The organism is Bradyrhizobium sp. 25ACV (genome assembly GCF_054863005.1).
The window spans coordinates 112,823-125,343 of sequence record NZ_JAVAYO010000009.1 but is presented as its reverse complement, the minus strand read 5'-3'; the positions used below and the strand labels follow the sequence as shown (position 1 = coordinate 125,343).

The window sequence follows — 12,521 nt, the reverse complement described above, 5'->3', positions numbered from 1 at the left end:
TCCAGGGAGTAAGACATGCAGCGAACCAAAGCCCCCTTCCGCGCCGACGAGGTCGGCAGCCTCCTGCGTCCGGCCAAGATCAAGGAAGCCCGGAGCCGGCTCGAGAGGGGCGAGATCTCGGCCGACGATCTGCGCAAGATCGAGGACATGGAGATCGAGAAGGTCGTGCACAAGCAGGCCTCGATCGGGCTCAAGCTCGCGACCGACGGCGAGTTCCGCCGCTCCTGGTGGCATTTCGACTTCCTGGCCAAGCTCACCGGCTGCGAGCTGTTTCATCCCGACACCGGCATCCAGTTCGCAGGCGTGCAGACCCGGCACGACGCGGTGCGGGTGATCGACAAGCTCGACTTTCCCGACGACCACCCGATGCTGGATCACTTCCGCTTCCTGAAAAAGGTCGCCGACCAGGCCCACGTCACCGCCAAGATGACGATACCTTCGCCGGCAGTGCTGCATTTCCGCGGCGGCCGCAAGTCGATTTCGAAGGACATCTATCCCGATCTCGAGGCCTTCTACGAAGACCTCGGCAAGACCTACCGGAAAGCCGTCAAGGCGTTCTACGATGCCGGCTGCCGCTATCTCCAGTTCGACGACACCGTGTGGGCCTATCTCTGCTCGCAGGATGAACTGCAGAAGGCGCGCGAGCGCGGCGACAATCCGGACGGTCTCCAGCAGATCTATGCCCGCATCATCAACTACGCGCTGGCCGAGAAGCCCGCCGACATGGTGGTGACGACGCATGTCTGCCGCGGCAATTTCCGTTCGACCTGGATTTCTTCGGGCGGCTATGAGCCGGTTGCCGAGACCATGCTCGCCGGCACCAACTACGACGGTTACTTCCTCGAATATGACAGCGATCGGGCCGGCGGCTTCGAGCCGCTGCGTTTCCTGCCCAAGGGCAACAAGGTCGTCGTGGTCGGCGTCATCACCTCCAAGTTCGGCGAGCTCGAGAAAAAGGACGACATCAAGCGTCGTCTGGAAGAAGCCGCCAAGTTCGCCCCGCTGGAGCAGCTCGCGCTGTCACCGCAATGCGGCTTTGCCTCGACGGAAGAGGGCAACGTCCTCTCCGAGGAAGAGCAGTGGGCGAAGCTGAGCCTTGCGGTCGAGATCGCGAAGGAAGTGTGGGGTAATTGAGCCCTTTGTTGGTGTCCCGGACGCGCTGCAACGCCCTTGCGTTGCTGCGCAGAGCCGGGACCCATGCTGCTTGACTTGCTCTCAGGAGATATGGGCCCCGGCTCTGCAGCGCATCGCTGAAGAAGCGCTGCGCTGCGTCCGGGGCACGATAGCGTCTCACCTCTCCGCCAGGTAAACCTCACCCAGCAGCGACGAGTTCGACCACGGCACCTGCTTGTTCTTCGTGCTCGACACCACCTCGGCCCGCACCCGTGTCAGCATCTGCTGCACTTCCAGTCCCGGCGTGCCGAGATGGCGGGAGAGGGCGGCGGAGAACGGCGAGTTGGCGCCTTCGCCGTCGAGTGCGACCTGGCCCGGCGCGGTTGCGAATGCGATCAGCGTGCCGGCCCCCAATGTCGCACCGGTGCCGAGACTCGTTGGCGCTGCGAGGCCCGAGGCGCCCTCGATGCCGCGATTGACGCCGGCGGATGCGACCTGCTGCGCCATCGGATTGTTGCGGCAGGCATCGAAGATCAAAATGTTGGTGCGGACCTGGTCGTCGAGGCCGGCCATGATCGTGTCCATGTCGATCATCGCCTCGGTCATACCCGTGCCGGGCTTGAGCTCCACGTCGACGGGAATGAGGTAATTGCGGCCGTCGACTTGCACGCCATGGCCGGCATAATAGACCACCGCGACCTGCGCCCGCGCGGCCTCGCGCAGAAAGTCGCGCGTCATCTTCTGCATCGCGGCGCGGTCGAGATCGATGCCTTCCGATACGGTGAAGCCGATGTCGCGCAGGCTCTTTGCGACCGCACGGGCATCGCTGGACGGGTTGGGTAGTGCCTTGACGTGTTGATAGGCGCCGTTGCCGATAATCAGCGCCATGCGCTTGCCGCGGCCGCTCGCGAGCGGAGACGGCGAGGGCGCCGGCGTTGCGGTCGCCTGCTGCTTTGAGGGCGTGCCCGGCTGCTGCGCGGTCGATGTCGGCGCGTCGCGCGGCACCGGCGCAGGCGCTTCGGTGACGAGTGAGAGCCGCACCTTTGCGGTGGCCTGATTGGCCTTGCTGCCGGCGTCGGAGGCGGTGATACCGAGCGTTGCCTTGTAGTCCTCGCGCGCGTGCGCGTAGTCGCGCTTGGCCTCATAGGCCAGCGCGCGATGGATGTAGCCCGAGATCAGGACGCTGTTCGGCGGCGTCATGATATTGACCGGCGGCTTTTCCTTGGCGAGCCGGATCGCCTCGCTGCCGTCGGCGATGGCGCGATCGAGATCGCCCTTGGCGCGCCAGATCGCGGTGCGGTTGATCAGCGGCTGCGGCAGCGAGGGGTCGAGCCGGATCGCCTGGTTGATATCGGCGAGCGCGCCGTCGTAATCGCCGAGCGCCTGTTTCGAGATGCCGCGGTTCTGGAACGAGAACGCCGATTTCGGATCGGCCTTGATCGACATGTCGTAATCGGCAATTGCCTTGGCATAGTCATTCTTGCCGCGCCAGGCATTGCCGCGATTGTGGAAGATGATGCCGCTGGGCGGTCCGAGCTTCAGCGCGTCGTTGAAGTCCGCGATCGCGATGTCGTAGTCGCCCTTGTCGTAATAGGCCGATCCCCGCAGGTTGTAGACCGCCTGGCTCGGCTGGAGCCGGATCGCTTCGGTGGCATCAGTGATGACCTTCGAATAGTCGCCCTTCTTGTTCCAGCCCACCGCGCGCCAGAAATGGATCGTCGCAAGCTGCTCGCCCCGAAACACCTTCAACGCGATGATCTTGGTGCAGGCGTCGATCATCTTGTCCGCTGGCGTCGTGTCGGTGGTGCAGAGCGGCCCGAGCTGATTGCGCGCCTGCGCGAAGGCGGGCGCGGACCAGAGCAGGGCGGCAAGCAGAGCGGGGATCAGCAGCAGGCGGCGCAAGCAGACCTCGGCGACAGGCGGATTTAGACGGTGGTTTCAGTCGTTTGGTCGCGCCGGCCTACGTCCCGGTTCACGCCCGGGCTTAGCCAGGCAGCCGCGAAGTCACTTCCTTGGCTGCCGGGTCCGGATCTCCATCGATCCACGCGCCATCTGCACCTCAAACCGCGACAGGAAGCTCATGCCGAGGAGGCCGTCGATGCCTGGCCCATAACTCTTGTCGTCGCTGCTCTGAACCGCGATCGGCACGTTGGTCGCCTCGAGCTTGCCCAGCGCGACCTTGTCGGCTTTGGTGAGCTTAGCCTTGATCTGCCCGTTGGCGGTGTTCAGCGTGATCTCGCTTGCACCGCCGTCTGCAATCTTGGCCTTGCTCGCGAAGGACGACTTCACCGACACGTAGCTCGCACCGGTGTCGAGCACGAACAGCCCGCGCACGCCGTTGATCTCCGCCTTGGCGGTGACGACACCTCTCTGTCCCTGCAATGGGAAGCTCTCCTTGCGGAGCTCGTTCGATGAGACGCAATTACCCTGCCGCTCATAGTCGGCGATGATCTTCTGGGTCTTGCTGGTGTCGCGCGTGGCGGGATCGAACGCAACCCAACGGTTGATCGGCGCTGTCGCCTCGCAGAACTGCTTCAAGGCGGCGTAGGCGTTGGCCATGCGCAGGAACACGCTGCTGGACACCATCTTCTTGTCGCCGGCGAAAAGCTCGATCGTGTCGGAGTAGTCGGTCAGCGCGCGGCGATAGTCGCCGGCACCATCCAGCGCCATGCCGCGCAGGTAGCGCGCGGTTTGGTCGGATGGGGCGCGCCTGACGTACTCGTCAGCCGCTTCGACGGCTTTCGGGTAGTCGGTCAGTCTTATGTAGATGCTGACTGCCTTGTTCAGTGCGGTCAGCGGCGCTCCGCAGTTCTTGACGAAATTGAAGAGTCCGTCAGCGGCCTGTCGCCGATAGCCGAGCTTGTCGAGCCACTGCGCAAGATCATCGATGCTCTTCTGGTCGCAGGGCTCGCGCTTGAGCTCTTCCAGCCTCAGCCAGACGGACGGGTCGCGCGCGGCGGCGACCGGGAGTGGCCCGATGCGCGCATAGACGGACTGGAAGACTTCGTCGGGATTGTCGGTCAGGTAGCCCGCGCGACCAATACCTGTGAGCGCAGTGAGCAATATCGCTGCAAGCCAAAACGACCTGAACATATCCAGCCCCGAACATCCCCGTTCGCCATGTATACCGATAAGTGCAGGCACGGCCAGACGCACGATGGGAGTGTCCCCAATCGGCGCAGCACCGCCAATCGACAGCGCGTGGAGCAATTCCAGGGTATTCCCTGAGTGGGCAGAATTTGCTAGAGGACAGTGCCCAACAGGTCTGCCCACCAAGTTCCCACCCATGAAAAACGACGAAATCCTGAGCCAGATCACGGAGTTCTGCCGCAAGGCGGACATGGCGGAATCGACGTTCGGCCGGCGCGCGGTGAACGATGGGAAGCTGGTGCATCGCCTGCGCGAGGGCAAGCGCATCACCATCGATACGCTGGACCGGATCCAGGCCTATATGGCCGCATCGATGGCTGGCGGCGTGCCGCCGCCGCGGGGGCTTCAGGTGCCGCCCGAAAAGCGCGATCCACGCGGCAATTTCCGTTTCTTCGAGAACCGCCAGAAATACCTGCTGTTCGTCCACACCTGCAGCGAAAAGCGGGTGATCGCCGACAGGGTCGCGCTGGAGCTTTCCTCCATCCATCCGCGCCCACCGGCCCTGCGCGTGTTCGACGCCGGCGTCGGGGACGGCACGGTGCTGGCGCGGGTGCTGCGCGCGACGCACCAGCGCTACCCGCACATGCCGTTCTACGTCGCCGGCAAGGAGCTCAGCCTGGAGGACCTGCGCCTGACGCTGGAGAAGGTGCCGGATCGCATTTTCGAGCATCCGGCGTCGGTGTTCGTCTTCACCAACATGTTCTACTCGGAGGCGCCCTGGCTGACGCCGGCATCGCCTGCGGCGGCGGCTGCGACCGTCTGGCACGAGGTGCCGCTGCGGGGCGCCTCGTCAGGCGAGTTCGAGCAGCAGATCGCGGAGCTCCGGCCATTCCTGGAGCAGAACTGGCGCGCGGCGATCAGCCCACGCACCGCCATGCCGCTGTACGAGCGGCCGGTCGTCCTGGTGCTGTATCGCGAGGACCACAGGTTCTTGCTGGATTCGACCATTCCGCGACCGGGCCAGACCGAGGCCAATTTCGACCTCGTCATCGCGTCCCAGCCCTACCGTGCCCTGTCCTCGGTCAATTTCCGGGCCAAGCGGATCATCGCGCCCCTGGCGCGGGCGCTTCGGCCGGGAGGGCGGCTGATCGGAATTCACTCCCACGGCCAGGATCCGGGCATGGAAATGATCCAGGCGATCTGGCCAGGAGAAAATCCTTTCGCTGTGAGCCGTCATGAGCTATTGCGCGCCGTTAAGTATGAACTTGGTTCGTTGGGCCGCGACTTAAATTTTAATGCATATGCGGATAACCGCTCGATCTTCAGGTATGATATGGAAGCGCTGCCCAACGAGGTAACCGGGACGATCGGAACCTCGACAGCCTTTGCAGCGTGGAATGCGGCGGTGTATGTCGCTCAGATTGAGGACGACCGGTTGACAGAAATGACTCAAAGCGGCCGCACTCTGGATGCCGCCAGGGACGTGCTGCGGAAGTACAATGGGCTCTGGTTTCTCGACGAATCCTACGTCATCTCGCGCCGGCGTGATTGACATCATCCACAGGTAAACATCGCAAACGCCCGCCGGTTTAGCGGCGGAACAAGGGGTTACTGATGCGCGCGTCCTATCTCTTCACCAGCGAGTCCGTGTCCGAGGGCCATCCGGACAAGGTGTGCGACCGGATCTCCGACGAGATCGTCGATCTGTTCTACCGCGAAGGGCCGAAGGCCGGCATCGACCCCTGGCAGATCCGCGCCGCCTGCGAAACGCTGGCGACCACCAACAAGGTGGTGATCGCCGGTGAGACCCGCGGTCCGAAGTCGGTGACCAACGAGCAAATCGAGGGCGTCGTCCGGGGCGCGATCAAGGACATCGGCTACGAGCAGGATGGCTTCCACTGGAAGACCTGCGACATCGAGATCCTCTTGCATCCGCAGTCGGCCGACATCGCCCAGGGCGTCGATGCGCTTCAGCCGGGCGAGGTCAAGGAAGAGGGCGCGGGCGACCAGGGCATCATGTTCGGTTACGCCACCAACGAGACGCCCGATCTGATGCCGGCACCGATCTTCTACGCCCACAAGATCCTGCGCCTGATCTCCGAAGCCCGTCACTCCGGCAAGGAGAAGGTGCTCGGTCCGGACTCCAAGAGCCAGGTCACCGTGCAGTACGAGAACGGCAAGCCGGTCGGCGTGCGCGAGATCGTGGTTTCGCATCAGCACCTGGTCGAGGACATCTCGTCCAAGCAGATTCGCGACATCGTCGAGCCCTATGTGCGCGAAGCGCTGCCGAAGGACTGGATCACGCCGAAGACGATCTGGCACATCAACCCGACCGGCAAGTTCTACATCGGCGGTCCCGACGGCGACTCCGGCCTGACCGGCCGCAAGATCATCGTCGACACCTATGGTGGCGCGGCCCCGCATGGCGGCGGCGCGTTCTCCGGCAAGGATCCGACCAAGGTCGACCGCTCGGCGGCTTATGCTGCGCGCTACGTCGCCAAGAACATCGTTGCTGCCGGCCTTGCCGACCGCTGCACGCTCCAGCTCGCCTACGCCATCGGCGTGGCGCGTCCGCTGTCGATCTACATCGACACCCACGGCACCGGTAAGGTGTCGGAGGAGCAGCTCGAGAAGGCGGCGGCGCAGGCGATGGATCTGACGCCCCGCGGCATCCGCAGCCATCTCGACCTCAACCGCCCGATCTACGCGCGCACCTCGGCCTACGGCCATTTCGGCCGCACGCCCGACAACGAGGGCGGCTTCTCCTGGGAGAAGACCGACCTCGTCGAGCAGCTCAAGCGCGCGCTCTAGTTCTCTCGCGTCATTCCGGGGCGCCGCGACAGCGGCGAACCCGGAATCTCGAACCTCTGGATTCCGGGTTCGCTCGTTTCACGAGCGGGTCCGGAATGACGAGCCAAACAAACAGGAACCTCCCATGAACGCGAAGCCCGGCTTCACCGATTACATCGTCAAGGACATTTCGCTCGCCGATTTCGGCCGCAAGGAGCTCTCGCTCGCCGAGACCGAGATGCCCGGCCTGATGGCCACCCGCGAAGAGTATGGCCCGAAGCAGCCGCTGAAGGGCGCCCGCATCGCCGGCTCGCTGCACATGACGATCCAGACCGGCGTGCTGATCGAGACGCTGGCCGCACTCGGCGCCGACATTCGCTGGGTCTCCTGCAACATCTATTCGACGCAGGACCACGCTGCGGCGGCGATCGCGGCCGCCGGCATTCCCGTCTTCGCCGTCAAGGGCGAGACGCTGACCGAGTACTGGGAGTACACCGCAAAACTGTTCGACTGGCACGGCGGCGGTCACCCGAACATGATCCTCGATGACGGCGGTGACGCCACCATGTATGTCCATCTCGGCCTGCGCGCTGAGAACGGCGACGCTGCGTTCCTGGACAAGCCGGGTTCGGAAGAAGAGGAAGTCTTCTTCGCGCTGCTGAAGAAGCAGCTCAAGGAAAAGCCCAAGGGCTACTTCGCCGGGGTCGCCAAGAGCATCAAGGGCGTGTCCGAAGAGACCACCACGGGCGTGCATCGTCTCTATGACATGCAGAAGGCCGGCACGCTGCTGTGGCCCGCCATCAACGTCAACGACAGCGTCACCAAGTCGAAGTTCGACAATCTCTATGGCTGCCGTGAATCGCTGGTCGACGGCATCCGCCGCGGCACCGACGTGATGATGTCGGGCAAGGTCGCGATGGTCGCCGGCTTCGGCGACGTCGGCAAGGGGTCGGCCGCCTCGCTGCGCCAGGCCGGCTGCCGCGTGATGGTGTCGGAAGTCGATCCGATCTGTGCGCTGCAGGCCGCGATGGAAGGCTACGAAGTCGTGACCATGGAAGACGCAGCTCCCCGCGCCGACATCTTCGTCACCGCGACCGGCAACAAGGACATCATCACCATCGAACACATGCGCGCGATGAAGGATCGCGCCATCGTCTGCAACATCGGTCACTTCGACAACGAGATCCAGATCGCGGGTCTGCGTAACCTGAAGTGGACCAACATCAAGCCGCAGGTCGACGAGATCGAATTCCCCGACAAGCACCGCATCATCATGCTGTCGGAGGGCCGCCTCGTGAACCTCGGCAACGCGATGGGCCATCCGTCCTTCGTGATGTCGGCCTCCTTCACCAACCAGACCCTGGCGCAGATCGAGCTGTTCGCCAACAACAAGGACGGCAAGTACAAGAAGGAAGTCTACGTGCTGCCGAAGTCGCTCGACGAGAAGGTCGCGCGCCTGCATCTCGCCAAGATCGGCGTCAAGCTCACCGAGCTGCGCAAGGACCAGGCCGACTACATCGGCGTGAAGCAGGAAGGCCCGTACAAGTCGGACCACTACCGCTACTGAGACGCAGCGCCCGTCAAGAACGCGCGAAGCCCCGGAGCAATCCGGGGCTTTTTTTCGGCCTCACGCTGTTGTCGGTCACGCGACCGGCGGACCTCCAGGCTTGCGCGCAAGGACCAGCATGGCCGAAGTCTTTGCGCCAAGCGTGCGACGAAGCAACTCAAAGCCTGTGATCGCCATCAACGGGAGGCGTGACTTCATCGGATTGAACCATTCCGCAAGCTTCGGCATCGGCAGAACCGTGTTGTAGCGCAAGCCATGGCGGAACGAGTGAAGCCAGAAGGAATGTCCGGTCTGGTAGAAAATGCCCGCTGGCTCCAGTCCGGCCTTCTCGACCGCCCGCCCGATGCTCTTGCTGTTAAAGAGAGTCCAATGCCGGGGAATATGAAGTCCGCCCCACCAGCCATTGGAGAAGAGCCGGCGATCGATCGAGTCGGTGTTCGGAGTCTCGAGCGCCAGGACTCCGCCGGGAGATAGCCACTCCGTAAATTTGCGCATCACGGCGATCGGATCTTCCACATGTTCGATCACGTGAAACATCGTGATGAGATCGATCGTGCCCGGTTCGATCTCGGTGCAATCCTCGATGCGTCCCGCCCAAACCCTGAACCCGTCGCTCTGAAGCTTGGGCAGCGCCGGCGAGGGCAAGTCCATGCCATAGATGCGGTCCCGCGACATCCCCTGTTCCGCGAACTGGTAGAGATAGCGGCCATCGCCGCAACCGACGTCCAGATAGCTGGTCGGTTTCTCCCCCATCCGCTTGGTGATTCCGGCAAGCTTGATGCGATCGAGCATCGCCTTGCCTTTGAGAATGAAGGCCGGCAGCTTTTCCGACATGTCGTAGGCATAGTAGGTCGGCGGATAGATGGTGGACAGCTCACCGTTCGCCGGTCGCGGATCAATCCAGACCGCTTCACACTCGGTGCACTGGAAAAAGGTCCAAAGATTGCGGCATGTCTCGATTTCATAATCGAACCCGTGCGCATATTCGCGCCGATGATCGGACCCACAAACGGGACAATGACTGACGCGCACCGTCTCGATCAGTGGTGCGTTCGCATTGTAGTTCGGCGGAAGACCAATGCCTCGCTCAAGCATGGGATTGCTCGGGCATGACAATTGCGGCGTTGCTCCGCCGCCAATTGGCATACGAGATCAGGTAGCCGACATACGATTTTCGCCACACAAGCCGCGTGTCGCCTTTCCTTGCGATCTCCGAGGCGCGTATCAGACGATCAGCCTCGGGCAGGTTGTAGTACGGGATGCTCGGCCAAAGATGGTGGGCCATATGATAGTTCATGTTGTGAGGGGCGAAGAACAGCTTCTCGAACCAATTGCTCTCGTAGGTGATCAATCGCATCGAGCTGTCTGCGTCTTCATCGGCAATCATCATCGAATGCTCGCAGAATACGCGCACGAGATCGGCGCGATAGGCAAGGGCGTAGGTTGGCGCAAGCCAGAGGCACGGATAAGCCCACGCTCCGATCGAATAGCTCAGGCCACCAATCAGAGCGAGTTGCCAGGCGGCCAGAAGAAGGATGTCTCGGAGCCGATAGCGCTCGGAGGGTTCGATAGGACTAGCAACGGACTGGGGCGATCGTTTGAAAAACACATTCCTGACGGCCGTCACAAGCGGACTGACGCCACTTAGGAATGCCATGAAGGGGATGACCACATCCTTGCCCTCGTGCACATATTTGAAACGATCGGGGTCGTCCGCGAGGCACGTTGAATGATGGTGCGTCATGTGGTTGCGACGATTGATCCGCGTGATCGCGCCGATCGAGGCGGTCATCGTCAGATCATTCCAGAGATCATTGAGGGTAACTGATCGAAAGAGTCTGCGATGAAGCCCATCATGCATAATGATGTAGAGGCCATAGAAATTCACACCGACGACGAAGAAGGCGAGGACGGCTGTGGCAAAGTTCGGCCACAGCGCGACCATCGTCCAGGCCGCTACGATCAATGTCCAGTGGACCACCGTCGCCAAGACGGGAACCCACGGTCTTATCTCATTGAGCCGTCTGAGATCTGACGGCGTGATCAGATTAGCGCGAAACGGCGAATAGGCCTGGACCGACATTTCACGGTGCTCCCAGCGCAGGTCGTTCAAGCGGTCGAAGTACTACCCGCAATGGAAGCGAATATAAAGTAGTTCTACTCGCAAAAGATCGACTCGATCGCCGGATTGGTCTGTCGTTTACCGTGGATCGACGTTCGATCGAGCCGCTCCGCGGTCGGAGCCGGTTCCGAGCGAGCCAATGCCTTGGAGCCGTGCGCGGGGCGACGTCGTTGGCGCGTGGGGAATGCGCGTGGACCAACAAGAAGACCAAAAAGGTCGCGAAGACGCCGAAGTTCGATTTCTGGCGCTTCCAGGACGGGAAGGCGGTGAATTCCACGAGTATTTCGACACCACCTGGGTCTACAGTGTGACCATCTCCTGACGGTTGCAATTCGGCGCGGCGCTGCCCATGCTGTGCCCAGGGAGAGCGCCATGGCCGAAGCCGCAGAACATGTCGACGTCATCATCGTCGGTGCCGGCCTGTCAGGCATCGGCGCGGGCTATCACTTGCAGACCAAGTGCCCGACCAAGAGCTACGTCATTCTGGAGGGGCGCGACCGCATCGGTGGCACCTGGGACCTGTTCCGCTATCCCGGCATCCGCTCCGATAGCGACATGTTCACGCTCGGCTATTCGTTCAAGCCGTGGACCGATCCGAAGGCGATCGCGGATGGGCCGCAGATCCTGAACTATGTGCGCGAGACCGCGGCCGAGAACGGCATCGAGAAGCACATCCGCTTCCGCCATCGCGTCAAGCGGGCTTCGTGGTCGACGCCGGACGCACGCTGGACCATTGAGGCCGAGCGCATCACGGGCGAGGGCGCCACCGAGCTGGTGTGCTTCACCTGCAATTTCCTGTTCATGTGCTCGGGCTATTACAAATACGAGGCGGGCTATACGCCGGAGTTCAGGGGCGCCGCTGATTTCGCCGGCCGCATCGTCCATCCGCAGAAATGGACCGAGGACATCGACTACGCGGGCAAGCGCGTCGTGGTGATCGGCTCGGGCGCGACCGCGGTGACGCTGGTTCCGGAGCTCGCCAAGAAGGCGGCGCAGGTCACCATGCTGCAGCGCTCGCCGACCTACGTGGTGTCGCGCCCGGCGCAGGATCCCGTCGCCAACAAGATCCGCCGTAATCTGCCGACGCGGCTTGCCTATCATGTCATCCGCTGGCGCAACGTGATGTGGGGGAGTTCTTCTTCCAGCTCAGCCGGCGGCGGCCTGCGAAGGTCAAGGAGCTCGTCCTCAAGGGCGTGCAGATGGCGCTTGGCCCCGACTACGACGTCGCCACCCATTTCACGCCGCGCTACAATCCCTGGGACCAGCGGCTCTGCCTCGTGCCTGATGGCGATCTGTTCAAGGCGATCCGCGAGCAGCGCGCCTCCGTCGTTACCAGCGAGATCGACACGTTCACGCGCGACGGTATCCGCCTGAAGGACGGCAGCGAACTTGCGGCCGACATCATCGTGACGGCGACCGGGCTGGTGCTCCAGGTCGTCGGCGGTCTCGACGTCAGTGTCGACGGCCGTGCCGTCGATTTCGCCAATACGCTGACCTACAAGGGCATGATGTATGCGGACGTGCCCAACATGGCCTCCGCCTTCGGCTACACCAATGCGTCCTGGACGCTGAAATGCGACCTCACCTGCGAATTTGTCTGCCGGCTCATCAACTATATGGACCGGCACAATTTCCGGCAGTGCATGCCGCATAATGACGACCCCGAGATCACCGCGCAGCCGTCGCTGGACTTCACCTCGGGCTATGTGCAGCGCTCGGTGGCCAAGATGCCGAAGCAGGGCTCGAAGCAGCCGTGGCGGCTGTACCAGAACTACGCGCTCGACATCGTCTCCCTGCGCTTCGGCCGGATCGACGACGGCGTGATGCGATATTCCTGAA

At 62.7% G+C, this 12,521-nt stretch carries 9 protein-coding genes and 1 pseudogene; 6 read left to right on the top strand and 4 right to left on the bottom strand.

From position 1 onward, the window contains the following. The first annotated feature begins 15 nt into the window (after window positions 1-15). Entirely contained in the window at window positions 16-1,134 is a 1,119-nt protein-coding gene (locus tag RAD04_RS21780; protein ID WP_461625392.1) for a cobalamin-independent methionine synthase II family protein, read from the top strand. Between the two features lie 156 nt (window positions 1,135-1,290). Here the strand turns inward: RAD04_RS21780 and RAD04_RS21775 are convergent, their stop codons facing one another. Beyond that, complete coding sequence (locus tag RAD04_RS21775) at window positions 1,291-3,015, bottom strand: caspase family protein (RefSeq protein WP_461625391.1); 1,725 nt, start codon at window positions 3,013-3,015, stop codon at window positions 1,291-1,293. Between the two features lie 102 nt (window positions 3,016-3,117). Continuing rightward, window positions 3,118-4,206: a TIGR02281 family clan AA aspartic protease gene (locus RAD04_RS21770; protein ID WP_461625390.1), complete on the bottom strand. Its 1,089-nt coding sequence runs from the start codon at window positions 4,204-4,206 to the stop codon at window positions 3,118-3,120. A gap of 193 nt (window positions 4,207-4,399) precedes the next feature. Between RAD04_RS21770 and RAD04_RS21765 the strand changes: the two genes are divergently transcribed. From RAD04_RS21765 to ahcY, 3 genes are all read left to right on the top strand, one after another. After that, window positions 4,400-5,755 carry a hypothetical protein gene (locus tag RAD04_RS21765; RefSeq protein ID WP_461625389.1) on the top strand — a complete coding sequence of 452 codons (1,356 nt, stop codon included), beginning with the start codon at window positions 4,400-4,402 and terminating at the stop codon, window positions 5,753-5,755. Between the two features lie 62 nt (window positions 5,756-5,817). Continuing rightward, a complete protein-coding gene (gene metK / locus RAD04_RS21760; protein ID WP_461625388.1) occupies window positions 5,818-7,014 on the top strand; it encodes a methionine adenosyltransferase in 1,197 nt (398 codons plus the stop codon). A gap of 124 nt (window positions 7,015-7,138) precedes the next feature. Beyond that, window positions 7,139-8,560 (top strand): adenosylhomocysteinase, encoded by a 1,422-nt coding sequence (gene ahcY / locus RAD04_RS21755; RefSeq protein ID WP_461625387.1) that lies wholly within the window; start codon window positions 7,139-7,141, stop codon window positions 8,558-8,560. A 75-nt stretch (window positions 8,561-8,635) separates the two neighbouring features. Here ahcY and RAD04_RS21750 read toward each other — a convergent pair whose 3' ends face one another. Further along, window positions 8,636-9,655: a methyltransferase domain-containing protein gene (locus tag RAD04_RS21750; RefSeq protein WP_461625386.1), complete on the bottom strand. Its 1,020-nt coding sequence runs from the start codon at window positions 9,653-9,655 to the stop codon at window positions 8,636-8,638. After that, window positions 9,648-10,643 carry a fatty acid desaturase gene (locus RAD04_RS21745; protein WP_461625385.1) on the bottom strand — a complete coding sequence of 332 codons (996 nt, stop codon included), beginning with the start codon at window positions 10,641-10,643 and terminating at the stop codon, window positions 9,648-9,650. The genes RAD04_RS21750 and RAD04_RS21745 overlap by 8 nt, the downstream gene beginning before the upstream one ends. Window positions 10,644-10,872: 229 nt before the next feature. On the opposite strand from RAD04_RS21745, the gene RAD04_RS21740 reads away from it, so the two are divergent. Beyond that, window positions 10,873-11,004, top strand: a complete 132-nt coding sequence (locus RAD04_RS21740) for a hypothetical protein (RefSeq protein WP_461625384.1) — start codon at window positions 10,873-10,875, stop codon at window positions 11,002-11,004. A gap of 50 nt (window positions 11,005-11,054) precedes the next feature. Then, a pseudogene (locus RAD04_RS21735) lies at window positions 11,055-12,520 on the top strand (flavin-containing monooxygenase). The last annotated feature ends 1 nt before the right edge of the window (window position 12,521 follow it).

Coding starts and splice junctions, on each gene's coding strand:
- RAD04_RS21745 (WP_461625385.1), bottom strand. CDS start 10,643: ATGTCGGTCCAGGCCTATTCGCCGTTTCGCGCTAATCTGATCACGCCG.
- RAD04_RS21780 (WP_461625392.1), top strand. CDS start 16: ATGCAGCGAACCAAAGCCCCCTTCCGCGCCGACGAGGTCGGCAGCCTC.
- ahcY (WP_461625387.1), top strand. CDS start 7,139: ATGAACGCGAAGCCCGGCTTCACCGATTACATCGTCAAGGACATTTCG.
- RAD04_RS21765 (WP_461625389.1), top strand. CDS start 4,400: ATGAAAAACGACGAAATCCTGAGCCAGATCACGGAGTTCTGCCGCAAG.
- RAD04_RS21770 (WP_461625390.1), bottom strand. CDS start 4,206: ATGTTCAGGTCGTTTTGGCTTGCAGCGATATTGCTCACTGCGCTCACA.
- metK (WP_461625388.1), top strand. CDS start 5,818: ATGCGCGCGTCCTATCTCTTCACCAGCGAGTCCGTGTCCGAGGGCCAT.
- RAD04_RS21750 (WP_461625386.1), bottom strand. CDS start 9,655: ATGCTTGAGCGAGGCATTGGTCTTCCGCCGAACTACAATGCGAACGCA.